This is a genomic window from Victivallis sp. Marseille-Q1083 (genome assembly GCF_903645315.1).
Taxonomy (GTDB): Bacteria; Verrucomicrobiota; Lentisphaeria; order Victivallales; family Victivallaceae; genus UMGS1518.
On record NZ_CAHJXL010000001.1, the window covers coordinates 820,389 to 845,807 of the forward strand.

General features: G+C 49.8%; 14 protein-coding genes. 5 read left to right on the forward strand and 9 right to left on the reverse strand.

The annotated features are described in order from the left end of the window. The 5 genes from HWX74_RS03250 to HWX74_RS03270 form a co-directional block, all read right to left on the reverse strand. Positions 1–1,323, reverse strand: coding sequence for an IS1380 family transposase (locus HWX74_RS03250; RefSeq protein WP_176012100.1), 1,323 nt, complete (start codon positions 1,321–1,323; stop codon positions 1–3). Positions 1,324–1,790: 467 nt separating this feature from the next. Then, complete coding sequence (locus HWX74_RS03255; protein WP_176012178.1) at positions 1,791–6,809, reverse strand: DEAD/DEAH box helicase; 5,019 nt, start codon at positions 6,807–6,809, stop codon at positions 1,791–1,793. Continuing rightward, positions 6,802–7,704 (reverse strand): hypothetical protein, encoded by a 903-nt coding sequence (locus HWX74_RS03260; RefSeq protein ID WP_176012179.1) that lies wholly within the window; start codon positions 7,702–7,704, stop codon positions 6,802–6,804. The genes HWX74_RS03255 and HWX74_RS03260 overlap by 8 nt, the downstream gene beginning before the upstream one ends. Then, positions 7,705–9,441, reverse strand: a complete 1,737-nt coding sequence (locus tag HWX74_RS03265) for a hypothetical protein (RefSeq protein ID WP_176012180.1) — start codon at positions 9,439–9,441, stop codon at positions 7,705–7,707. It abuts the gene before it with no gap. After that, entirely contained in the window at positions 9,422–11,032 is a 1,611-nt protein-coding gene (locus HWX74_RS03270) for a hypothetical protein (protein WP_176012181.1), read from the reverse strand. The genes HWX74_RS03265 and HWX74_RS03270 overlap by 20 nt, the downstream gene beginning before the upstream one ends. Positions 11,033–11,679: 647 nt before the next feature. On the opposite strand from HWX74_RS03270, the gene HWX74_RS03275 reads away from it, so the two are divergent. The 3 genes from HWX74_RS03275 to HWX74_RS03285 all read left to right on the forward strand — a co-directional run bounded on the left by HWX74_RS03275 (position 11,680) and on the right by HWX74_RS03285 (position 14,608). Next, positions 11,680–12,285, forward strand: a complete 606-nt coding sequence (locus HWX74_RS03275; protein WP_176012182.1) for an inovirus-type Gp2 protein — start codon at positions 11,680–11,682, stop codon at positions 12,283–12,285. Positions 12,286–12,720: 435 nt separating this feature from the next. Continuing rightward, complete coding sequence (locus HWX74_RS03280) at positions 12,721–13,185, forward strand: hypothetical protein (RefSeq protein ID WP_176012183.1); 465 nt, start codon at positions 12,721–12,723, stop codon at positions 13,183–13,185. A 100-nt stretch (positions 13,186–13,285) separates the two neighbouring features. Further along, positions 13,286–14,608, forward strand: a complete 1,323-nt coding sequence (locus HWX74_RS03285) for an IS1380 family transposase (protein WP_176012100.1) — start codon at positions 13,286–13,288, stop codon at positions 14,606–14,608. 493 nt (positions 14,609–15,101) lie between these two features. Here HWX74_RS03285 and HWX74_RS03290 read toward each other — a convergent pair whose 3' ends face one another. From HWX74_RS03290 to HWX74_RS03305, 4 genes are all read right to left on the reverse strand, one after another. Then, positions 15,102–16,361: an autotransporter strand-loop-strand O-heptosyltransferase gene (locus HWX74_RS03290; RefSeq protein WP_217704835.1), complete on the reverse strand. Its 1,260-nt coding sequence runs from the start codon at positions 16,359–16,361 to the stop codon at positions 15,102–15,104. 88 nt (positions 16,362–16,449) lie between these two features. Next, entirely contained in the window at positions 16,450–18,249 is a 1,800-nt protein-coding gene (pepF, locus tag HWX74_RS03295) for an oligoendopeptidase F (RefSeq protein ID WP_176012185.1), read from the reverse strand. 12 nt (positions 18,250–18,261) lie between these two features. Continuing rightward, positions 18,262–20,643, reverse strand: coding sequence for a hypothetical protein (locus tag HWX74_RS03300; protein WP_176012186.1), 2,382 nt, complete (start codon positions 20,641–20,643; stop codon positions 18,262–18,264). 31 nt (positions 20,644–20,674) lie between these two features. After that, complete coding sequence (locus tag HWX74_RS03305; protein WP_176014518.1) at positions 20,675–21,691, reverse strand: IS110 family transposase; 1,017 nt, start codon at positions 21,689–21,691, stop codon at positions 20,675–20,677. Between the two features lie 534 nt (positions 21,692–22,225). Between HWX74_RS03305 and metG the strand changes: the two genes are divergently transcribed. Then, on the forward strand, positions 22,226–24,142 hold the full coding sequence (metG, locus tag HWX74_RS03310; RefSeq protein ID WP_176012187.1) for a methionine--tRNA ligase: 1,917 nt from the start codon (positions 22,226–22,228) through the stop codon (positions 24,140–24,142). 147 nt (positions 24,143–24,289) lie between these two features. Beyond that, entirely contained in the window at positions 24,290–25,318 is a 1,029-nt protein-coding gene (locus HWX74_RS03315) for a rod shape-determining protein (RefSeq protein WP_176012188.1), read from the forward strand. Positions 25,319–25,419 lie beyond the last annotated feature (101 nt).

Here is a 25,419-nt window from a genome sequence, read left to right on the forward strand (position 1 = left end):
TTATTCCCAAGCGATGATTTTCGCAGCGATCAAGCGGAGGAGTTCCTGATTTGGACAAGCACTTGAAAGAGCAACATAAATTTTTCTGGTATTCCGCCGAATAATGGCACCGATTTTCACCAGGTATAAGCGAATGCTGCCGCAGGTAGCCTCGGCAAATTGAGTTCCTGTCAACAACAATGCCCGAAACCGTTCCATGAGAATATAAGCCAAACTTGAAAGCAGAAGCCGGAATTGATTTGCCGCAAAGTCATGGCAGCTCGTCCGATCAGCGAAAAGATCCAGCTGCTGTTCCTTGATCCTGTTTTCCATCTCACCTCGGGCGCAATAGACTTTTTCATAAAGATATTGTCCATCATCATCAAGATTGGTGACGATAAAACGATTATTCGGTCCGGGGGAGTTGAATTCCGCTTTGGCAATCACCCGGCGCGGGTATTTCCAAGTTCCTGCCGCATATTCGAACTGAGTAAACAGTTTTGCTTTTTCATGTGTTTCGTTGTAAAGTGCTTCCGCTTTCACTTGAAGATCTTTTGATAATTCCAGCAAACGTGGATTTTTCGCCAATCCGACAATATATTTGACCTCATTTTTATCACACCAGTTCAGCATTTTCTGCCGACAAAAGCCACTGTCTCCCCGGAAAATAATCTTAACCTTCGGCCATTTCTGCCGAAAGCGCTTTACCAGTAGCGAGAGAATCGCCCAAGCATGCTTGGCCGCATCAATTTTTGATGGACGCAAATAAGCCACAAGCAATTGATCCCCGCAGAAAACATACAACGGCAAAAAGCAATAGTGGTCATAATAGCCATGAAAAAAGCGATTTTCCTGCATCCCGTAAGTGAGGTCATCGGTAGCATCGAAATCAAGAATCAATTCTCGAGGCGGCGTGGAAAAACTTTCGATAAAGAATTCGACAAACAATCGGCTCAAATCTACGCAAGCACGACGATCGATTCCATTTTCGAATCGACATAAAGTGCTTGGAGTGGCGAGTTGACGATCACGACCGACAACAGTTTGAATCAGCGGATCAGTTCGCAATTCATGATGGTCATTGAGATCTTCATGGCCGGCAACCAAACCAAAAACTCGTTGACGAAGCATGCTCAGATAGGAATGCTCAACTTTTCCGGGCTGTCGAATATCAAAAGAATCCAGCAGGTTACCGGCGCGCCGGGTCAAACCGAGTTTGCGGTCGAATTCTTTCACAAAAAGCAACCCGCCGTCACTGCTGATATCTCCACCGGCGAAATTGAATTCAATTTTTCTGCTTTTCGGACCTTGAAAGACCGGAATCGAAACATTACATTTTGTCATTGGCAGACCTCGGCGTTATATTGTGATGTAAGATATTACAATATAATACGTTAGTCGAGAATCTGCCTCTTTGTTTTTGAAAATTTACGCAATATTCAGGCTAGGCAAAACCGATCGGGCTCTTTCAATATCATCGAGAAAATTAAAAAGATTGGTGGGCGATGAGTGGGCGACTCCCACCTGTAATTTAAGCTCAAAAAAGCGGCAACTCGCCCTTCTTGAACTCACTCCTGGCACTTTATGGCACTCCGTCAGCAGAAGCCCGACTTCCCCTTTTTGGGGAATTCACGGGTCTTTTTCCGTCGAAATGGGGAAAAAGTGGGGAACTTTTTTGAATGCAATTGAGCCATCAGCCAGCGGGATAATCACCAAGATTTTCCCTATAACCAACTGACAGAATAATGTAGCATCGCGAGTTTTTGATTACAAATCGGAATCGTGTTTCTCTCTGAACAAATACCGGTAGATTATCTTTCGTGAGAATTTTGGACAAAATCTTTCCAATTCTTATTTTCCGCAATAAACGTAAAGATCGATTCCGGGGAATAATCCGTCAGGCTGTTTTGATGTTTCAATTCTTCAATATACTTATTAGACCATAAAGGATGAACGATAACCGTCTTGCTTTGCTTGATTGCTATCGGCAGAGAAAAATCTGTTACCGATGGGAAATACCGGCGAATAAGTTCCTTCCAATGCGGCAAATCGAACCCGATGAAACAAGAGGAATCCTGAGCCAGATAAATCATGTCGAGCCCTAAGCGCCAGTTCAGATATTCATGGTAATAAAGATTGCTGTAATCTTTTATGCAATCGTAACAGGCCAAAAAGCAACCATGAGTATCAAATAACTTCTTCAAACCGGATTCAGACTTATCGGTATTAAAAACATCAAGCAGTTCCTTCTTCAGATGCGAGGCGTTATGAAATAAAAAATCACAAAAGCCGGAACCATTTTCCAGGGTATCCGATAAGAATAACTCTCCTACGGCCTTTTTACTTCCCTGGTTGCTCAAAACAACTCGATAATCGACATTCAGTTCTCCTAAATCAATGTCCAAATAATTACATGCTGCTTTTCTCAGTAAGTAACCCATTGAAATATAGGCCGACCGAACTGCCGGCTTCATCGGATCTAAGTCCAGTAGGTCTGGATGTTCGATAAGTCGGATGCACAAAATACCGGTGGTTCTGCTTGCCAGCAATCCGGCCTTTTGAACTTGATTGATATCGTAATCCGCGCTCTCGCCTTTTTGATTGTTATGGATACTTGGGACTACCCAGCATTTTGAATTTTTATCTTCAGCAAATTCAAATAAATCTCCCGCATTATCATTGAGCAGATAAATTTGAGCTGATGTGTTGGAGTAAATTCCCAGACTGGTTTCTGGTACCTTGTCAAAGCTTGTATCTTCTGTTTTGAATTCTAATTGCGTCGTGTAATTTTGAGCAACCCAATCGCCACCACCGTTATAGTTTTGAGGTGCCGCTTTAAAATTAACACAAAAACCCAACGGGGTAAATGTGATAATGGTCTGTTTCGACTTTCCGCAAACCGGACAGGTAAATGATTCATGTACGTCTTTTGTCAGTTCTATATAGCCGCATGGACACGAAAAAACATTGCGAATATATCCGCGTCCATCTTGCGGTAATATCTCCATGCGTTCCCGCCGCCAAGCTACCAAACCGGTGACAGTATGCAGAGCTTTGTCTTTTACGATTTGACTGCCTGGAGCGAATGAATTTATCGCCATTTCCAAGTTGCGGTCAATGGTATCATCTTGAGGCGGTAATTGGCGTGGCTTCTTTAAATAGAGGCTTCTCACTTTGGTTGGGAATCCGAACATCGGCAATACTCCGGCATTAGCTAGGCGTTCGCTAAGTTCCAACTGTGGAAATTCCTCCTTACGCTCCACGATATCGGAGATTTTAGAACACAAGCCATTTATGATGTAACTGGTAATGTCATTGCGAATACTGATGGATAAGGATGCTCCATTGGAAATGATATCAACCAGATTTCCAATGTCTTCAACATGCCGATTCAGATAATTTTGAATGCCATCCCGATAATTTTCCCATTGGTAAGCCTTCCCGAACTCGCCGTGAACCGATGTTCCATCAGATTCTACATCCAGATTTCCAAAAGCACGCCGCAAGATTTCCTTGGCGACCATCCGTTGGATGATTGTTTTATTTTCAATATCGATATAAAGCGGACTTTGCGGAGCCGAAATCATTCTCTCGGGCTCAATGAAGTGTGCATAATCGTGCGAGTTATTGCGGGCTACGGACAATGCGAAAGCCCAGGCATTTCCGCGTCGTCCGGCACGACCAACGCGCTGCTGATAATTAAAGCGTTGCGGCGGAATATTGCCCAGCATAACTGCATTCAGAGAACCGATATCGACTCCTGCTTCCATCGTGGTTGTAACACTGAGCAAATCTATGCTGAAGGCTTTCGCGGCAAACTGTTCATCATCTAAAAAAACATTTTGAAAGTACCGTTGACGCTGGATCGCATCCAAACGGTCTGTCTGTCCGGTAAGCTCTTCACAATGGAGCCGGAAATATTGTTTATTATGCGCCATCGCATAATAATAATTGTCTTCCATTCTCTCGTTGCGTGCCGCGTTTCCTGTTTTCGGCAAATGTTGTGTACAGTTGAGACAGCGGCCATTGTTGGAGTGCAGATGTAAAGTTCTGCATTGTGGACAACGCCACACCTGGCCTTCGGTCAAATTTAATAGGTTTACAAGCAAATTTCTGCCGGTTAAGACCAATGGATCAGCCAGCAGTGTTCCATCGTTTATCAATTTATCTTTCAGTTCGCTGAGTTCGTGTCTGCCAACTCCTATCATTTTAAAGTAGTGTGTGATATCGCGAGGAATTCCACTTGAAGCACGATCATTGCCACGCAGGCGATGCCTTTCTCCCAGCATTCGAATTAAAGTATTTGCTTTGGGGTCGTTCGGCATATTCCGATGTCGGACCATTCCCAGGCCAAGACCTTCAAAAGAACGGCGGGGGGCGGGAAACAGAACTGTCAATATTTCTTTGGACAGTTCTGCTTGCAGATTCTTTTGGTAAGTATTCAACTCTTCCGAGGAAGGAATGTCGCGATAATAGCAATCTCGCCAAGTCAAAGTATTATGATTATAGAAACTCGGTTTCGGTCCGGCTGGGCATATCCCTAATTGGGTCAAAATTTTTGTAATGGGGATAGATAACTCTTCGACAGATACTTCAGTAAGTTTTTCTTTCAGTGTCTCAACTGCAGTTGTATCATGATCTAACGCGCGCTCAAGGATATCATCCAATCGTTTTTCGTTGAAATATCGAACCAATTCACGTTCTTCCGACCGCGAAAGATCGTCAATACGTTCAAGAAATGAAGTATACTTCTGGTTTTGTGCTAAAATGTCTTTTGTCGATTGATAAACCAGCTGTCGCAGCAAATCACGGAAGTGGTCCAATTCGATTCCAGCTGCAAGTTTCGCTGCTCCTTGTCGGCTGTCTGAGAATAAAATCAATTTTTCATTTCGATTGGTAGAATCTTGCAGAACTGAATACAGTGAATCTGCCATAAGCTGATTCACCTTCTGCACACCGGTTCCATGCTTGTAGAATGGAGCCATCTGTTTCGGACCTCTTTTTTCCGCCTCACAGGATGGGCAATATTCCGGAAAATGATCATTGGAATCTCCGGAACAACTGATTGCCAGATAATCTCCTTCGCGACGAGATTCGGCGGGTTTTACTTCTCCGGAAAATGGATCGAATGAGCAACGTTTCCATTCTCTCAATTCCAACGTTTCTGAATCATTCGGCAGAGGTAAAAGGAATCTTTTCGTATACAAATGGTTTTCGCCCGGCGGAGCTGCGTCGATCAGTTCGCCACTTCGGTCTAAGCCTTCCAGGCAGACTTCCCCACAGGTTCTGCATATGGCCAGGGGATAGACCCGCCCGCCACACCTGCATCGTTTGATTGGTGACAGGTATAAACGACCGAATTTGCGGTTCTCATAACGGTATTGTTCGTCTACTTCGCCGCATTCCGGATTGCTGCAAGCGTACAGCATATCAATATTGCGGAAAAAATAGTGGATACGCAAGGGGATTTTGTTCGATCCATTCTCGCTGGATATCTTAGTCAGGCGCAGCAGCACCTGAAAAGCTTCTATGCCAAGTTCGGTATCATCGTCGAAAATGATTTTTGCTAGATCGGATAAAATGCGCGGAACATATTTTTCGCCGCTCCAGAAAGCGCTCCTTAGAATGGCCTCCAGGCGATGCTCACGAAACAGTCGGAGCGCCATATCCGAAGTAATATCCTGATTACGCAGTTCTTTGAATACAGTCGGATCAAGCTTGTCGGTTTCAGCAGGCGCTTGGATAACCGGGTTTTGAATAATAGAGAATTGATCAATCCCGCAACCGAAAAAATCACATATAAAGTCATAATTATCTTCCGAGAGCGATGCACTGGTTGCCAGAAAGCGAACTTGCTTTGAGTCGGATGCAATTCCCAGGCGGTGGATCAGCAGCCGCAGCAATTGAGCGACTTCCGTCCCCGGCGTCCCCCGGTAAGTGTGTAATTCGTCTATAACCAGGTAGAGAACATTTTCCGGCGATTCCTTCAGCCACGCCTTTGTCGCATCAAAAATGCACTCTTCTTTTTCGCGCATCAGCATAACATTAAGCATGGAATAGTTGGTGATCAGGATATCCGGAGGAGTACCTAGAATTTGGGCTCTATTCCAAAGTTCAGCCGAGTCGTTGTCGGTATTGATGAAGCGGGATATCCAGTCTTTTTGTTCTTCTTCCGTTTTTTCCGGAAGGCTCTCTTTTATTTTCTCCCAGGTTCTCTTTAAATCCTTGGCTTCCTGCTCCGTTTCCGTCTTGGGAGTTACGCCTGTATAACGCGCGAATGTCAATAAATTACCATTGCAATGTCCGGATATCCAGTTTCGGGCCACCGGAGTGTTGCATGCCTTGCGCAACCGGCCCAGTTGATCTTCGACGAGAGCGTTCAAAGGGTAAAGCATAATCGCCTTTACGGCATTCGCGGAAGCAGAACGCTGCTTTTCCCGAATCAGTTTGGCAAATAGGGGAAGCATAAAACACTCGGTTTTTCCGGAGCCGGTTCCGGTGGTTACAACGATATGCTTTCCTGCTTCCACCGCGCAAAGAGCATCTCCCTGATGTTTGTACAGGTTCTCGGGGAGGAATAAGCCAAGTTTTGCAAAATCTTCGAAACTTTTCGGCAAACCGTCAAGCTGAGACAGCTTTGCTCCGGCAGGATAAGAAGTCATCAGCTCGAAATAGGGTTGATGCCACAGGGTATCCATATTTTTCTCGATGTCATGAAAAAGCGCTTCACGCTCATCATCCAATTTGACGTTTGATAACGGGATGCCGGTTTTCAGATATCGCAAGTAATTACTCTTCAGATCATTCCAGATAGAGACGGGATCAGTCATGATGTTTTTCTCCTTCGAACTCCGATATGCAATCGCAGAATATGCGTTTTAATTCTTGCAGATGCTCTTCCTCAACATTTCCGTATTGTCTCGAATTTACATCGAAACGGTGAAAGAGTTGATTCTGGAAAAGGACGCGCCCCAACATAAAGGGCGGGTCAATAAGAAAATCCAACTCCTTGTCCTTCTTTGAATAATGCGCTACAGGGATTTCGTGATCAATGCAATGCATGATTTTAGACCAAAATTTATCGTCAATATCTTTTCCCAGACGATAGGTTTTTCCTGAGCGAAAATAAATCTGCCTGGAATAGACTTCTTCCGACAGACGATATAATCCCTGTGGTCTATCTTCAGAAGATAAAAAACGCCAGCCCTTGGAAGAAAATATCTGTGTATAAACAGAGATATTACTGTAATCCTCCTCAGCAAAGATATCGGGGGTGCATACAGGAAAGCATTTTAACAGCACGCTTGTCGATGGCGAACTGACTATAGGCAATTCCTCTCCTTGCTCTGCTTGTGAAGTATTCCAACGTACGACAGTAGCAAGTTGTTCCATGTCGTCTTCAACGAGGTCGGCGGGAATGCGGTCTTTCTGGCTTTCCGTCAGATTGATTCCAAGCCAGGAGCGGCCACCGGCCGAATCTTCGAAGAATACCATTGGCGGGGACAGTCGCCATACCGTTTTCCTGCCGACGATTCCGCATTCAACAATCCCGGCGCGAACCAAAGGGTAGAAATATAGATACAAAGAGTAATTATCGCGAGTTTTCTTGACTGACAAAACAGTTGCATTGCATACATCGCGTAACCTTTCGTGGCTTACCGCCTCGGATTGAGCGGCAAGCCATAACAAAAGTATATTCTGAATTTGCAATGTTTCGTTTGCCATTTATTTTACCGGATAAAAGTAATCTTCATTTACAGCCAGACCTTCTTTCCATGTATCGCAAAAATCATCCCAGTGCTTGTCCCACTTCTCCGAAATATTGAGTCTCTTCCAATTTTTCGCAATGTTGGTAGGAAGGCCAAGGTGGGACTGATCTTCCGATTCACTTTCGGCGAGGGACACAATCACGCGTAAGTTTTTGGGGAACTTCGAATTTGCAGCATAAGGAATTTGCATAGCTTTGCAGTCAAAAATATTCCATAGCGGCTTTCCCCAGCATTCCGGCAGGGCAATATTAAAATTTTCGATCAATAGAAAATGCCAGATATCCGGATGGGCATGTGCCGAATTCCAGATGACTTTTAACACCTCATACCAGAAATCTTTAAATTCCATCCATTGGGGAGAGGGTTGGCTGAGCAGGGAGATGCTATTCCCCAATACTGTAGAGAGGAAGAGACCTGTCCGTATATCATCGGTGACAAACGAATCATACTTCCTGATATCTTTAAGCAGTCGTTCCGTCATGAAATCTAACCCTAAAAGACCATTGACCTCATTTAAAAACTGCTCTCTGTTTGCCGAATTTACCGATTCTGCGTTCGGATTTCTCTCCACTCGCTCAAGCGGGTAGGAAGCTGTGGAATACTCCGGTTCGCGACAGGAGGGGGCAATTTCAGTCTGTATTTTGATCAACTCAATCACTTCATCGCACCGTTTGTGCAAACTGGTTAATTGTTCTTCTTTCACGCGCAATTCTTCGCTCCGGCAACTGAGTTGTTGCTGAAGTTTTTCCAAGTCCTGCGTCAGTTTCTTTTGAGCCGCGCCGCATCGTTTCCGTTCTTTCTCTAGCTCCGCAGTCAAATCGGCCTTGGCTTGTTCCATTTTCTTGCGTTGCTGGATCGCTTCAGGCTCTGTTTGTAAGATAGTGTCGATATTTGCTTTGACAATTTCATCGATCGTGATTTTAAAGCCTGGAACTCCTCGAAGGTTCTGAATTTCTTCCCAATCCAGTCCCAATGCAGTCAGGGAACGCCTGATTCTGGCAAAGCGATCTTTGGAGAGCCGTTCGTTTTCGTCGCCTGACTCGATATTTTTGATTTTAGCCTGAATCTGCTTTAATTCGTCGGAGCTCAAACAATTGGAAACTTTTCCTTTCAGCCACTCTTTCAATTGAATCGCAGTCATGCAATCTACTTGAAATTCTGCAGCTTTTTTCGTAAATTCCGTTGGTTCTATCAAATACGATTTTTCATTGATCGAAACCGTGTCGTAATTTGATCGAAATACCCACGCATTTACTTCTTTCCCTTTCAAGGGAGACAAATCGGAACTATGTAACGGACCGCAAATATAAGAAGTCGCCCCTTGCTTGCGGAAGAAGTAGATATGGTCTTTTATATCCGGATACCCAACGCGATTGAAAATATTCTCCGAAAGAAGTTCTATCACTTGCGGACATCTCCAAACCCGACCGCCTTCATTTTTGCGTGGAATGATGAATGCATCATGATCTTCCCGCTCGGACAATTTTTCGTTTTCTTTATAGTTGAAACAAATGATGTCATCAGCAGCTATTTCAGGGAAATCAGTACTGAAACTAGGAGCAAATACCTTGCCTGTTCTTGGAAAATGCTCCGGAATTGCCGCGGAATTCCAAAAACCGTTTTTCGGGTATGATAAAACTTCAATTCGGGCATGGCCAGTGACATATATTACTTTACCGATTGCGTATTCCATGCTTACCCCTCCTCAAAACTTGATGAATCAAATTTTCGTTGTCAATTTTTTCAACCGCTTGCCCAGTAGATAGCCGCAACCATTGCCGAATCGGGTTCCCTGTATTTGGAGAAGCAGCATATACCTTCAGTAATTCCGGTGGAATGCCGGAAAAATCAAGTCCTCGGATACAAGGAGTATCGGAAACATGAAAGCCATTCTCTTCCAATGCCCAGCCAAGATTGGACCAATCCGCATTTTCATATGGCAAAGGAGAGGCGATTTTAAAATGGATCAAAGCCGCATCCGGACTATATTGCAAAAAATAACGACCTTCTTTCAAATGAACGAGAGGCTGTTCCGAAATCTTCAGGGTCTTCCACTCTTTAGGGGAATTTTTTCTCAGGCAGCCAAGTAGAATGGATTCTCCCTGATAATGATCTGTGTCGATCATTGGCCCGGCATTTTCCATCCATATCCGATATCCCAATTTTATTCCCCCGGAAAGCCGTATCGCAGGTTGGAATGCAAACACATTTGGAAGAAATGTTGCCAAAATACCGATTTGAGCAGATGATAAAGTGTAAACCCTCAACGATTCATAGCAAAACGGCTCTATATCGAACTGCTCTTTCAATGCCTCGGTCAGTGAGGACGCAGTTATGCAAACGAAAGCATATTGGCGATCATTTTCGCTTCCGACTTGCTTCTGGGGTAGCAATTGCCAGTCTTTGGGATATCCCGGATCTTGAACAAAAAAACAGCCTCTTTTGTTCAACCCAGGGATATCCCGGTAAGGTATTTCTTTGTCATTACATAAAAATTCCGGGCAAGGCTCATCTCCCGCTGCCCAATACATTCCATATTCCCTGGCTTGTGTGGGGTTGTGTGATTTCCGCTTTTCATTCGTTTCAGCATAGTAACCGTCCCAAGACAAATAAGCCGCATACATTTGCTTCAGGGCGGCCTCTTCCCGGCCTTTATCAAAGCGCAACCATTTTCGCTGAAGCGGCGAAAAATTACGAATGCGATTACGAACAATTCTTTGAAACCATTCAAAATCAATTTCATCATCTGGAGCCAGCTTGCAGTCATGAAAAAAAAGTCCTAATGACTCAATATCTTTCCGATGCAGTAATGCCAAGCTCAAGGGATATTGACAATACCGGCCGGGACCGGATGTTATTCGACGGGATAAATAAATGGCCAGACTATGCCGGTTGCACCATTTTTCAAAATGGTCATAAATCCTATCTTGACCTTCTCCATATCTTCGCTGAAGTATATTGTCTGTTATGGAGAGCTTTTCCCGTAAACGCGGATTATAGGCGCTTGCAGAACATAGTTCATCATCCTGTCGAGCGGAAGCGGCCAACAGCTGAATTGCGACAAGCCCCAGATAGAGAGGAATTCCATCCTTCTGAAATCCGCATAAATGTTGCCAGTCACAAGTAGCCAGATAGGCATATGCATCTAAAATATTTTCATTCCCATTCGCTTTATCGATATCGATAAATACAGAGGCGACACTCGAGTATGACCCCAGGGCATGTTCAAAATACTCTTTGAATACCCATGTGTTAAAGTTTTGGTATCCTTCTATATTGATCATGCCTTAATTTTACCTGTTCCACCAATTCTGTTATTTTTAATCCATTTTCATATCCGCAGTTACATATGCAACAGTATTATACATGCTTGAGACCTTGAATTCAAATGCGCTTAGTTTAAAAATAGCCCTCGATTAAGACATTTTAATGGTGTTTCTATTATGCCTCCATCTCCATGATTATAACGTTCAATCGACTCAAATAGAGGCAATGGTATTATTTCGGATTTTGTGTACGGAATATGATTTCAATGATCAGGACGCGTTTCCATTGTTTCTGTCACAGCAATTATCTTGCCTAAGAGAGTCGGAAAGGAAGTGCTCTGAAACGTCCCTATCGCTATCTACAGAAACAGACTGAAATCGTTTTCTTGTTAAGCCTAAGTTAATTTTTACTCCCGGCTTCTACTATCCTATACAGTACCTAACTGTAAAATCCATGACCCCCTGTATCGCCGCATCCTGCGTCACGGAAAACGGCGGCAATACAGACGATATGTTTTCTCCTCCAAGTCGGTTATTAGAAATAGCATTACCTGTTTTATAGCAATACCTAAGAGTTGATTCCTGGCTATTGTTCGAGTTTACGAGGAGAACAATAATTGAACAGGAATCAATCATACAATCATTCAATGAAAGAGAATAGAATCATGCCGAAGAGACACCGCCACACGAAAAGCCAGTTAAACAATTTGTCCGTCAACGCCGATCCACAGCATCCCGTTTACCGGGAGGCCATGACCGCAATCCAGAAGCGGTTGCAGTATATGACGGATAAGCATTGTCAGGTGTTTGTGGGGCACCTGGAGTTTCGTTTCCCTCCTGAAATGGAACCTCAGGATAACAATCAACATATTTCCAATGCGATACGCAAATGCCGGATGAAGCTGAAACGGGAAAAGATCGACACCCAACTTGTTTGGGCCAGAGAACAGCGGACGTCCGAGCAGCCGCATTATCATTGTTATCCGATCTGCGACGGCAACGAGGTTCAGAGCGCGGTAAGGATCGCGAGATTCTTCAATGACGTCTGGGCTCGTGAGATTGGTTGCCCGTCTGATTCCAATTACGTGCGGTACTGTCCACCGCAAGGCCAGGCTGAAGGCGGAACCGGGATACGAATTCGTCGTAATGCACCGGATACGGAGAGTCGACTGAACGATGCTTCCCACTGGATGAGTTATGCGGCGAAGGTAAGCGAAAAAGAGAAGACTCCAGGGGGATGCCGAATGTTCGGTTTTACGGAGATTCCGTGAAGGTGAAGCGGATGTTCCGCCTTTGACGAACGAAGAACATCACAGAAATATTTCTAATATGATGAACATAATGTGCCTCGGACACGCTGAGGTAAAGAACCATTTAACGCCCCCCAGAAAGACAACACCCCGAAGCATCAATACGAACTCTTCTCGTCTCGGATACCAAAGGGATATCGTGCTGCTCTGAAGGAACGGCGTTTGCTGTTTGCTCGGAGCGATTGTTATCTCAAGGCACTGTCTCAGTAAAAAATAATGGGCCATATAGATTATATGTCGGTGAACGACATTCGGTGTTCACCACCATAACAAGCTCAAGCAAAAGGAGACGAAAATAAGCAACGATTACATTATCAAGTAGTAACACAAGCGTACACGTGAGGGAAGGACACGGAGTCCTTCCTAAACTCTAACCCCTCAACGAGGAACATTAACATGAAGAAAAACAGTAAGATCACTCCTGCGGAAAACGTCAACAATGATGCCGACGACAATCAGGTTCATAACACGACTGTTCCGACAGCCGCTTCACAAGAAGACTCGGGAACCGTTCCTGAATCGCCGGTCCGCGAGAACACGGATTGTTCCAATCACCGAGTTGAATTCGTCATGCAAATGCCCGATTGTGTGGTTGATCCAGCCAAGCGGGAACAGGCAATCCGTTACTTTCAGGAAGACGCAGGGGGAACCCAGTGTTGGAATGAAGTAAAAGAGTTCCTGAAGACTGCGGAATGTACGGTCGATGAACATGGTAACCCGCACTTTGTCAGCACGGTAGGCAATATGCAAGAATTGATGCTGCCGGAGGCCATAGACCAGCTCGATTGGGCTTGGCGCAACACCATGTTCGATGTACTTCTGAAGTCCGGAATGGTCAATCTGTCCGTAAAGCCCAACTAACCTGAATATTGCGTAAATTTTCAAAAACAAAGAGGCAGATTCTCGACTAACGTATTATATTGTAATATCTTACATCACAATATAACGCCGAGGTCTGCCAATGACAAAATGTAATGTTTCGATTCCGGTCTTTCAAGGTCCGAAAAGCAGAAAAATTGAATTCAATTTCGCCGGTGGAGATATCAGCAGTGACGGCGGGTTGCTTTTTGTGAAAGAATTCGACCGCAAACTCGGTTTGACCCGGCGCGCCGGTAACCTGCTGGATTCTTTTGATATTCGACAGCCCGGAAAAGTTGAGCATTCCTATCTGAGCATGCTTCGTCAACGAGTTTTTGGTTTGGTTGCCGGCCATGAAGATCTCAATGACCATCATGAATTGCGAACTGATCCGCTGATTCAAACTGTTGTCGGTCGTGATCGTCAACTCGCCACTCCAAGCACTTTATGTCGATTCGAAAATGGAATCGATCGTCGTGCTTGCGTAGATTTGAGCCGATTGTTTGTCGAATTCTTTATCGAAAGTTTTTCCACGCCGCCTCGAGAATTGATTCTTGATTTCGATGCTACCGATGACCTCACTTACGGGATGCAGGAAAATCGCTTTTTTCATGGCTATTATGACCACTATTGCTTTTTGCCGTTGTATGTTTTCTGCGGGGATCAATTGCTTGTGGCTTATTTGCGTCCATCAAAAATTGATGCGGCCAAGCATGCTTGGGCGATTCTCTCGCTACTGGTAAAGCGCTTTCGGCAGAAATGGCCGAAGGTTAAGATTATTTTCCGGGGAGACAGTGGCTTTTGTCGGCAGAAAATGCTGAACTGGTGTGATAAAAATGAGGTCAAATATATTGTCGGATTGGCGAAAAATCCACGTTTGCTGGAATTATCAAAAGATCTTCAAGTGAAAGCGGAAGCACTTTACAACGAAACACATGAAAAAGCAAAACTGTTTACTCAGTTCGAATATGCGGCAGGAACTTGGAAATACCCGCGCCGGGTGATTGCCAAAGCGGAATTCAACTCCCCCGGACCGAATAATCGTTTTATCGTCACCAATCTTGATGATGATGGACAATATCTTTATGAAAAAGTCTATTGCGCCCGAGGTGAGATGGAAAACAGGATCAAGGAACAGCAGCTGGATCTTTTCGCTGATCGGACGAGCTGCCATGACTTTGCGGCAAATCAATTCCGGCTTCTGCTTTCAAGTTTGGCTTATATTCTCATGGAACGGTTTCGGGCATTGTTGTTGACAGGAACTCAATTTGCCGAGGCTACCTGCGGCAGCATTCGCTTATACCTGGTGAAAATCGGTGCCATTATTCGGCGGAATACCAGAAAAATTTATGTTGCTCTTTCAAGTGCTTGTCCAAATCAGGAACTCCTCCGCTTGATCGCTGCGAAAATCATCGCTTGGGAATAAAACCTTGGAGAGCTGTCCCCGGCTCGCCGAACAACAACGGGGGAAAGGGGGAATATGCTCAATTTGCAAAAAAACGACAATATCCGACTCTGAAAATAAAAACTTCCGAATCTTCTGAACATTTCTCGACGATTCGAAAGTTTCATGCAACATTCAGGCTAAATGTTTCCTTTTCTACCCGAACGCCTGGAAAAAGTGAAAAAGCGCTTGATATATCGGACCATAATGATTCCTAAAAAATCATGGAGCTGTTCTCGTAGAAAATATCAAATCGCTCTATTGGCGTTTCGCCTATCCACATCACGGAACCTACCGCCCTCCTTCGCGCCGCGGTTAATCCCCATATATTACTCGCAGGCGATTTCTCCTCCGCTAGAAAAATACCCCGATCAGGCAACTCCGGACAGCCTTTGCCGGCACACTCCCGGCTGACGGCAAGTGCCCGCAGTGACGGTCTTTCTTCGATGTTACAATCCATGCCGACGTCCCTCCGTTACGTCGGCGACAGGCAAGCCGATTGAGGCGCGGGCGGCACTTTTACCTGATCACCACTCGCGGCGATATGCCGTTGAAAGGCCGGAATTTTGCGAATTGTCGAAATGACCTGAAAAGCGGAAATCAGCCGGGTACATTCGAATTGACGTGCCGTACCCTTGTGGCGCGGGCACCACAGGAAATCATAGTGATCGAAATCGATGCGCATGTCATTCCAGCAACTGTGGCAGGTGTGATAATTGATGACCCGGTAGGGCGTCGCGAATTCGTTGGTCGGATGTGTGAAACCGGAAATCATCACCACCGGCACACCGCAGCCCCAGGCAATCCAGCTCAATCCGCTGGACAAACCGATGAAAAAGTCGGCGTCTTTGATCAGATTGACCCGTTCCTGCAACGGCAGCGCCCCGGTGAAATCCTCGGCGCCATAGGGGATGAAGTTGTAATGGATGCCGTTGCCGTGCACCGCTTCCTTGTCGATGCACAACACCCGGTAACCGTTTGCTTTCAGAAACTTCACCACTTCCATCCAGCCATGCGGATTGTTCCAGTATTTCGCCTGGCTGGAGGATTGGGCAGCGATGCAGACATAAGGCTCGGCAATCCGGCGCGGCGCTGTCAAGTCGAAACGCGGCGGAATATCCGACGGATCGACGTCGAGAATGTATCCGGCAGTACGGTGCAGTCCGATATAACGAAAATCCACCGGCTGGTTGTCGACATTGCCGTGAAAGAACAACCCCATGTAATAGCTGGCATACGGGCGGTACTGCAGCGTTTCGTCCACCGTGATGAACCGGAAATCCGGATACTGATCGCGGACCAGATCGGCAATCCACGGCGTCATCACACAGACGATCCGGCACTGGTGCTTCTGTTGGAAACGCTCGATATAGCTGAACCAGCCGATCGAATCGCCGATCGTGCCGACCGGAAGCTGGATCATCACTTCACGATCCTTCGCGTCGTAATCGTGGACGAAAATCGGCTCCTTTTCGCCTTTGCGGAAAATCTGCAACCGGAAACGGATGAAGAATTTCTTGATGCTGGTAACCAGAGCGCCGGGCACCGTATCGGCATTGTACAATACGATGCCGGTATCCAGGTCCTCGAAGCAGACCCGGTATTCCCGGTCATTGTGCGGAAACGCGATCCGGATGCCGTCATTGAAATCGAAACGGATGCCCTCCACCGCTTCCAGTGTCGGAATTTCCGCAATTTTGCCGTAGGTGGAAGACGGCGGCGGGTTCACCGCCATCCCGGACGTTTCCGGCGACGATTCGGCACTTCGGCTTGAAGACTCCTGTTCCTGCATAAATAATCCGGCTCCTTTCCGGTTCGCTTGATCAATTCAATTTTTCCGCCAGCTGATCGACGACTTTTTCAAACTCTTCGAGCGCCTTTTCAATCGCCTCCGGGGTCGCCAGGTTCACTCCGGCATCGGCCATGATGTCCAGCACATCCTTGGAGTCGCCCGCTTTCAGGAACCCGAAGTAGCGCTCCAATTTTTCCGGATCGCCGCTCAGGATATTCTGCGACAGCTTCAACGCCGCCGACATGCCGGTGGCATATTTGTAAACATAGAAGTTGTAATAAAAATGCGGAATCCGCGCCCACTCCATCGCAATCAATGGATCGGACTTGACCGCGTCGCCGTAATAGAAGTCATTGAGCGCCTTGTATTCCTGCGACAGCCGGTCGGCGCTCAGCGGCACCCCCCTGGCGCTCAATTCGTGCATCAGCAGTTCAAATTCGGCGAACATCGTCTGCCGGTAGATCGTCCCGCGGATCTCGTCGATCAGATGGCAGAGCAGATAAGCCTGAAACTGCCGGTCGGCGGTATCGCGGTACAAATAATGGTGCAGCAGCAATTCGTTGGTCGTCGACGCCACCTCCGCGACAAAAATGCTGTAATCGGCATAATGATATTCCTGATGCCGGTTGGAATAATAGCTGTGCATCGAATGCCCCAGTTCATGCGCCAGGGTAAAAACATCGTTCAAAGTACCGTTGAAATTCAGCAGCAGATACGGATTGGTGTCATAGCAGCCGCTCGAATAGGCGCCGGAACGCTTGTTGCGGCACTCCGGCACATCCACCCAGCGCTCCCGGAACGCCCGGTCCAGCACCTGACAATATTCTTCGCCCAGCGGCCGCAGCGCCGCCTTGACCAGCCGGACCGCCTCCGGCCAGCTGAACTCCCGGCGGCAGTCGGACAACAGCGGCGCATAGATGTCGTACATATCCAGTTTCCGCAGTTTCAGCACCCTAGCGCGCAACTTCAAGTATTTGTGCAGCGCCGGCAGCTTGGCGTGCACCGCCTTGATCAGGTTGCGGTACACCTCCGCCGGCACGTTGTCATCGAACAGCGCCTGCTCCAGCGCCGACGGGTAATGCCGCAATTTGGCGCCGACGACATGTTTTTTGACCGTGCCGTCCAGCGTCGAGGCGAAGGTGTTGCGCAATTTTTCATAAGCCGTGAACATCGCCTTGAACGCCCGGCGCCGCACCTTGCGGTCGCCGCTCTCCAGAAATTTGATGTAATTGCCGTGGGTCAGTTCCACCTTCCGGCCGGCGGCATTGGTGATTTTCGGAAAAACCAGGTCGGCGTTGTTCAGCATCGAAAATGTTTTCGACGGCGTGCCGAGTACATCGGACAACGCGCCCAGCACACTCTCTTCCGCCTCGGACAACGTATGCCGCCGGCCGCGCAGCAGTTCTTCCATGCTGCGCTTGTAAAAGGCCATCTCCGGACTGTTCAGCAATTCCTCGATCCGCTCCGGCGCAATCGCCATGATCTCCGGCTCGAACCAGGCGGTTTTGGCGGAAATTTCGGCAAACAACGCCCCCGCCCGCTCGACCAGCGCCCGGTTCCCGCTGTTGGCGGTGTCTTCATCCGATTTCAAATGGCCGAAAACATAGACCTTCTCGCCGAGCCGCTCCATATCGTCCATCGCGGCGATCGCCGCCGCCAGCGTCTCCGCCGAGTCGGCCAGATGCCCCTTGAAGGTCATCACCTTGTCGACCAGCGGCATAATCTTCCGATAGTCGGCTTCCCATTCTGCCAGATCCCGGTAAACCACCGACAAATCCCAGGTCAACTCCTCGGGCAGTTCGGCCCGGCTCAACAGTTTATTGTTGCTCATCCGTACAACTCCTCAATTCTGATAACTGATCTTCCGGGCCGGACCGCCCAAAACATTCAACGGCCCGGCACCGTGTATGACAATTTCTTTTTCTTCCGGCAGGGCGATGAAAACCTGCTCCGCAAACGGCGCCAGCGGCGTGACCGCCAACCGGCCACCCGACTCCTCCACCCGGCAATTCAAGCCGATGACACCCAGCTCCGGCGACAAACCGAGCCGTTCCGGCGCAATCAGGGCAAACGTTTTCAGCCAACTGTCGACGCTGCGCGGCCACAGGTAAAAGGCCAGGCTGTTGTCCGGTTTTTTCGGATAACAGTGGCACAGCTCGAACCGGCGCGGCCGCTGCGGAAGGTAATCCGGCGTGAAACAGGAGTAACAGGTGCCGTCCGGCATGTATTTGCACAAATTGGTCCGGTAGCCGTTGTAGGAGTCCAGCAGCGCTTCGGGATCGTTGTCGCTCAACGCCAGATAAAACAGCGCTTCGGCCTGCCACAAGGTCCAGGCGTGGCCGGCATTGATCGCCCGCCCCTCTCCGTCATTTTCCCACTGGGTCTCCCAGTAGCGGTAACTCGATCCCTCCACCCGGGCGTCCGGCGCCGTCAACTGCCAGATGCGGTGAAACTCCATCACCCGGCGGGCCAGCTCCAGATAACGAACGTCCGCTTCGACATAGTGGTAAACGAACAGCACCGACAGCGCGGTGCAGGCGATCGAACCGTCTTCCGTCCAGCGCAGATGGCAACTGCACCCTTCGGTCGGAAATTCCAGATCGCGGGCCACCAGATAATCGGCGATTTTCAGGCAGATTTCCCGCAGCCGTTCCGACCGGGCATCCGCCTTGCGGCACATCGCCAGATACAGCTCCACCAAAGCCTGCAGCGGCGCGATGACCGTCGTGTAATCGATCGACACCCGTTCCCACTCCCGGACGCAGCGCAATGAGCCGTCCGGCGCCAGATGATCGGCGATCATCGCCTCGGCCAGGCGGATGGCATGCTCATAAAAGCCGTCTTCGCCATAGGCGTCGGCCGCCAGCAGGTAGGTTTGAATCAAGGCAAACTGGTCCTGAATGCGTTCCCATCGATACAGATGGAACGGCGCGTGCCTGATGCCGAGAAAGGTGTGTTCTTCCGGACATGGGACATACATGAAAAATTTCTCGCCGGGTTGGTAGACCGGATAATCCGGCTTCCCGGCCGTCAGCCGGCGCATCGTCTCCTCCCGCGGCGGCGCCGGCGGATTGGCCGGCGGTTCCACTCCCTGCATGCCGACCAGGCACAAAGCATCGTGCAGATAGTCGTCGATCCGGCGGTCCGGCCCGAACCAGCGCCGGGCCAGGGCGAATCCCTGCGCCCAGTACCAGCCTTCGGCACAGGCGCCAAAAGTCGGCTCGGCTTTCCGGCAGGCCCGTTTCAGCGTCTCCAGCCAGGGCAGCGACGCCTGCAGCACGATGTCCAGCGCGCCGCCGGCCCGGCTCTGCAAATGAAGCAGGTAAAAGCCGGGGTCCGGCAAACGGATTTGCCGGCAGTCCGGCGGCAGCGTTTCCAGCCGGCCATCCGGATGGCGCAGCGTCAGGCCGGCCACTTCACAGCCGGGCAGGAACGGCAGCGCGCCGCCGGCTTCGGTCGACAGCAGCGGCAGTTGCGGCAGCGGCATCCCGTTTTGCCGCTGCAGGCGATCCAGCGCCGCCGTCAGCGACGCCGGAAACGACACCCGCACCGCGAACTTGACCGGCTTCCCGGCCTCGGCGGCATGGGCGGCATCCAGCCGGCTGTCAAACCGCCGCAGCATCTGCAAACCGCGCACGACGAAATCGCCGCCGTAGCCGTAGAGCAGCCGCCAGCCGGCACATTCGGTCAACGAATGAATGAACATGCCGCAACCGGCCAGCTTGGCCAGATAAACGTAAGCCAGCGACCGGTCCTCGGCCACATAGAACGATTGCGGCGTGAACTGATATTCCCGGGCGTCGGTCTGGCGCAAATCCATAAAGGCGACATTCAAATCCAGGCCGATCTGGTCGGCGTCTTCCAGCGCGCACTCCAATTCGATGTCGAAATATTCCTCATGAAAACGATAGGTGACCGCCAACTGGCTCAAACCGTTCTCGAACCGGAAGGTCCGGCCGGACGCCGACTGCAGATTGGCGAACGAGCGGTATTCCCGCAGCCGGACGCCCGGCACGCCGATCGGACTGGCATATTCTTCAAAGGCCGGCGTTTCGCTGCGCCTGGTATAAACCAGATTGCCGAATCCCGCTTCGGCGTCGATGTGCGCCAGATTGACAAACTCCGGATCACCGGCGCCACGCATCGAGCCGATGGTGCCGGAACGGGGATTGAGACTGAGCCGATAACAGCCGGTCTGAATATCGATCATTAAGTGCGCTCCCATGATAAATTTCCACTTCGATGTCGAGAAAAACTCAATTTTTTACGAGCTTGAATTGAGTAAAATTCTCAAACATCCAATTGTTTTTTAATGTTCTATACACGATATCGAGGAATTTGCGAGCCAAGGCGATATTGGCTTTCGCACCTCCCCGCCGACTTTTTACCGATTCATGAAAGGCATTGAGATACGGGCTGTAGCGTTTGGCGATCAAAGCGCATTGCACCAAAGCGGTTCTGGCGATCTTGCTGCCGCTCTTCGTGATTCTTCCGTGGCAAACCGTGTCATTTGAATTGCTCACTCTGGGGACGATTCCGATATAAGCGGCCAACTGCTTTGCCGATCGGAAATCAGCGATATTGCCGATGGTTGCCAACAGGATCGCCGCACCTTTCGAGCCGATTCCCTTGATGGATTTCAGGTTGTCGAAGCCGTCCATCTTGCTGCCGTGATCCTCAATCGCCTTATCCAGTTTTTCAATGCTTTTGTTCAGACTGCGAATCTGTTCGACAACCACCAGCATTTCCGTGTCGGTGATCGGGTCGAAGTGATAACTCAATGCTTTCAAAAGCCCTTTCTCCGTGGACAGTTCTTCCCGTTTCAGCACGATGAAGTTAGCTGCTAACAGATTGTTGACTTTGTTTTTCAATACGGTACGCAACTGAACCAGTTTTTCCCTGGTCTGCGTCAGACTTGAAATTTTCGCCTGCAAATCGTCTTTCACTCTTACCTCCGGAAGCATATCCTTTTCCAGGAACTCCGCCAACACTTTTGCGTCATGTTTGTCCGTCTTTTTGGTGGACATGCTGATGACTTTGAACTGTGATGGATTCACCACCACCAGTCGCCCGACATGAGCTTTCAGCGAGCTGCAAAACATGAACGTATTTCCGGTCGCCTCCACCGCCATCGCCGTGTTCGGACCGAGCATTGCGGCAAAGCCCTTCAGTTCGGTAATCTCACACTTGCCGATTTTCCGTTCTTCCCCATTTACCCGGATGCAATAAGTAAAATTGTTCCGGTGCAAATCCACTCCAACAAAACTTGTCATCATTCTCTGCCTCCATTCGTTTTTCACGAATCGAAGCGGAACTGCTGTCACGGCCTCACCATCCTCCCATACAGAGTAGTCGATTAATCAGTCGCTCTCTACGGTGGCGCTCTGGTTTACAGATCTGACTAATCTCCTTTCCGGGGTCGTCATCGTTTCTGATGCGCCTCATTGAAACATTCAGTCTGCAACCTGTCCGCTTCCAAACGTGTAAGTTAATCGCCATAAATTACACGCAGAAAGCTGATTCCGCGAACGTCAGTTATTTATCATACCATCTCCTTTTTGACGGTTCCGAACCAAACGTTCATTTTCAGAAAGTTAATGTAGGTTTATCCGCAGGCAATGCCAAGCTGCCAAGCGCTTTTTCCGGGAAAAAAATGCCGAAACCGCGCCGCCGGCCGGCCGGACAGGCGGTTATTTGCCGGGAATGGACTTTTCACGGAAATTTTTGAATTGTATTTTTCCGGAAAAGACGGTAGAGTATCAGAATTGTATTGTAATATATCATTTTTGAAGGAAAGAGCATTTTATATGAATCCCGATAAATTTTATGTGACCACGCCGATTTATTACGTCAACGACAAACCGCATATCGGCCACGCTTATACGACGGTGCTGGCCGATGTCCTGGCCCGTTATCACCGTTCGCTCGGCATCCCGACTTTTTTCCTGACCGGCACCGACGAACACGGCCAGAAGGTGCAGCGCGCCGCCGAGCAGAACCACATCACGCCGCAGGAGCAGTGCGACAGTACCGTCGTGCGGTTCCAGGAGCTGTGGCACAAGCTCGGCATCACCAACGACCGCTTCATCCGCACCACCGGCGATTTTCACAAAAAAGTCGTCCGCGAAGTATTGCAGGACCTCTATGACCGCGACCTGATCTACAAGGCCGAATACAAAGGCTGGTACTGCGTGCCGGACGAGCGCTTTTTCACCGAAAAGGACCTCGTCGACGGCAAATGCCCGGAATGCGGCCGGCCGGTCACCGAAATCATCGAGTCGAACTATTTTTTCCGGATGAGCAACTATCAGCAATGGCTGATCGATTACATCAAAAGCCACCCGAACTTCATCCAGCCGGCATTCCGCGCCAATGAAACGCTCGGTTTCCTGCGGCAACCGCTCGGCGACCTGTGCATTTCCCGGCCGAAGGCCCGTTTGAGCTGGGGCATCGAGCTGCCGTTCGATCCCGATTACGTCTGTTACGTCTGGTTCGACGCGCTGATCAACTACATTTCCGGCGTCGGCTACCGGCAGGATGACGAGATGTTCCGCCAATGGTGGCCGGCGTCCTACCACCTGATCGGCAAGGATATCCTGACCACTCATACCGTTTACTGGCCGACCATGCTCAAAGCGATGAACGTCGAACTGCCGGAGAGCATCCTGGCCCACGGCTGGTGGCTGACCGGTCGGGAGAAGATGAGCAAATCGCTCGGCAACGTCGTCAATCCGATGGACATGATCAACCGCTGCGGCGTCGACGCCTTCCGTTATTTCCTGATGGCGGAAATGTCGCTCGGCCAGGACGCCTCGTTTACCGAAGAAGCCTTCGTCGGCCGCTACAACAGCGATCTGGCCAATGACCTCGGCAATTTGCTGAGCCGGGTGCTCAAGATGACCTTGCGCAATGGCGGCGGCGTCATTCCGGCGCCGGAAGCGCCGGACGCCGACGCCGAAGAGCTGCTGCAGACGGTCCGCGCGGCGCGGGAGGCGATGCGCAAGGCGCTGGCCGAAATGCGGCTGGAACAGGGTTTGGAGAGTATCATGAACGCGGTGCGCGCCGGCAATCGCTACCTGGAAAAAACCGCGCCGTGGACGCTGGCCAAACAAGGCGAAACCGGCCGGCTGCGGACTGTTTTGTATACCGCGTCCGAAGCGTTGCGGCAAATCTCGGTGCTGCTCCATCCGGTGATGCCGGAAAAAATGACCGAATTGCGGCTGGCGCTCGGCTTGAACGCCGCGGAAGCGGCCCACTGCTCCATCGTCGAACTGGAAAATGACGCCAACGTGCTTTCCGGACGGCAGGTGCAGGACAGCGCCGGATTGTTTCCGCGCATCGTCGATGAACCGGCGCCGGCAAAACCGGCGCCGGCCGCTCCGCCGGCGGAAAAGCCGGTCAACCTGATCACCATCGATCAGTTTTTCCAGACGGAGTTGAAAACGGCCAGAGTGCTGGCGGCGGAGAAGATCGACGGCGCCGACAAACTGCTGAAGCTTCAGATCGAAATCGGCGCGGAAAAACGTCAGTTGGTCGCCGGCGTCGCTCAGTTTTACACTCCGGAGGAGATCGTCGGCAAAACCATCGTCGTCGTCGCCAATCTGAAGCCGGCCAGGATCCGCGGCATCGAATCGCAGGGCATGTTGCTGGCGGCCAAAAAAGGCAAGGAACTGCGTCTGGTTACCGTCGACGGCGAAATCGGCTCGGGCGCTTCGGTCGGCTGAGTTTTGCCGGACAATCCGGCAACCAAAAAGTCGCTTGAAAACACCATTGCAGTGTTGACTTTTCGTCAAATGGTTCTTTATTAATAGTGAATGGAGTAATTTTCCAAAATTTAGCATGAATTTTACAGAATAAAGCAGGGAATTTTGATGTTTACGCAACGGTTGGCCAAATTTTTTACGACGGACATCGGTATTGACCTGGGTACCGCGAACTGTCTGGTTTACGTCCGAGACAAAGGGATTGTCCTGTCCGAACCATCCGTGGTGGCGATCACCGAAAACACCAAAGAGGTTCTTGCTGTCGGCGAAGAGGCCAAGCGCATGCTCGGCCGGACGCCAAGCAACATTCAGGCCATCCGCCCGATGAAGGACGGCGTCATCGCCGACTTCGACATCACCGAAAGCATGTTGCGCTATTTCATCCGCAAGGCGATCAATTCGGTGCCCTGGCGGCAGCAACTGCTCGGCCCCCGGGTGCTGGTGGCGGTGCCGTCCGGCATCACCGAAGTGGAAAATCGGGCGGTCAAAGAGAGTGCCAAACGAGCCGGCGCCGGCGTGGTATCGCTGGTCGAGGAGCCGATGGCGGCAGCGGTCGGCGTCGGGCTGCCGGTGGCGGAACCGTCCGGCAGCATGATCGTCGACATCGGCGGCGGCACGACCGAAGTGGCGGTCATTTCGCTTTCCGGCATCGTCGGCGCCAAAAGCGTCCGGGTCGGCGGCGACGAACTGGACGCCGCGATCGGCCAGCATATGAAACGGGTTTACAATTTGATGATCGGGTCGCGGACCGAAGAACGGATCAAAATCGTCCTCGGCAGCGCCTATCCGACCAAAGATGACGCCGAAATGGAAGTCAAAGGCCGCGACCTGGTGTCCGGCCTGCCGAAAACCGTCCGGATCAACGCCGGTGAAATCCGGATCGCCCTGCAGGAGCCGATCACGACGATCATCGAAGCGTGCCGGGCGACGCTGGAACGCTGTCCGCCGGAATTGGCCGCCGATTTGATCGACCGCGGCATTATGCTCGCCGGCGGCGGAGCGTTGCTCGACGGCCTGGACCGGCTGCTGGTCGAAGAAACCGGCTTGCCGGTGTTCGTCGCCGAAGATCCGTTGCTCGCCGTCGCCAACGGGACCGGCATCATGCTGCAGGAAATGGACAGCATCACCCAGGCTTGAGCGGAACTTGCCAAGGCGGGATGGACTGGAAAGCGGGCGCCGGTTTCTCCGGCGCAATTTTATTTTATGGCGGTTTCCATCAAACGATTTCATTTTTTTCA

Bases quoted from the DNA above. Each gene is read 5' to 3' on its own strand.
- metG (WP_176012187.1), top strand. From the start codon at position 22,226: ATGAATCCCGATAAATTTTATGTGACCACGCCGATTTATTACGTCAAC.
- HWX74_RS03285 (WP_176012100.1), top strand. From the start codon at position 13,286: ATGACAAAATGTAATGTTTCGATTCCGGTCTTTCAAGGTCCGAAAAGC.
- HWX74_RS03300 (WP_176012186.1), bottom strand. From the start codon at position 20,643: ATGGGAGCGCACTTAATGATCGATATTCAGACCGGCTGTTATCGGCTC.
- HWX74_RS03305 (WP_176014518.1), bottom strand. From the start codon at position 21,691: ATGACAAGTTTTGTTGGAGTGGATTTGCACCGGAACAATTTTACTTAT.
- HWX74_RS03290 (WP_217704835.1), bottom strand. From the start codon at position 16,361: ATGGCGGTGAACCCGCCGCCGTCTTCCACCTACGGCAAAATTGCGGAA.
- HWX74_RS03270 (WP_176012181.1), bottom strand. From the start codon at position 11,032: ATGATCAATATAGAAGGATACCAAAACTTTAACACATGGGTATTCAAA.
- HWX74_RS03275 (WP_176012182.1), top strand. From the start codon at position 11,680: ATGCCGAAGAGACACCGCCACACGAAAAGCCAGTTAAACAATTTGTCC.
- HWX74_RS03255 (WP_176012178.1), bottom strand. From the start codon at position 6,809: ATGACTGATCCCGTCTCTATCTGGAATGATCTGAAGAGTAATTACTTG.
- HWX74_RS03315 (WP_176012188.1), top strand. From the start codon at position 24,290: ATGTTTACGCAACGGTTGGCCAAATTTTTTACGACGGACATCGGTATT.
- HWX74_RS03265 (WP_176012180.1), bottom strand. From the start codon at position 9,441: ATGGAATACGCAATCGGTAAAGTAATATATGTCACTGGCCATGCCCGA.
- HWX74_RS03260 (WP_176012179.1), bottom strand. From the start codon at position 7,704: ATGGCAAACGAAACATTGCAAATTCAGAATATACTTTTGTTATGGCTT.
- HWX74_RS03280 (WP_176012183.1), top strand. From the start codon at position 12,721: ATGAAGAAAAACAGTAAGATCACTCCTGCGGAAAACGTCAACAATGAT.
- HWX74_RS03250 (WP_176012100.1), bottom strand. From the start codon at position 1,323: ATGACAAAATGTAATGTTTCGATTCCGGTCTTTCAAGGTCCGAAAAGC.
- pepF (WP_176012185.1), bottom strand. From the start codon at position 18,249: ATGAGCAACAATAAACTGTTGAGCCGGGCCGAACTGCCCGAGGAGTTG.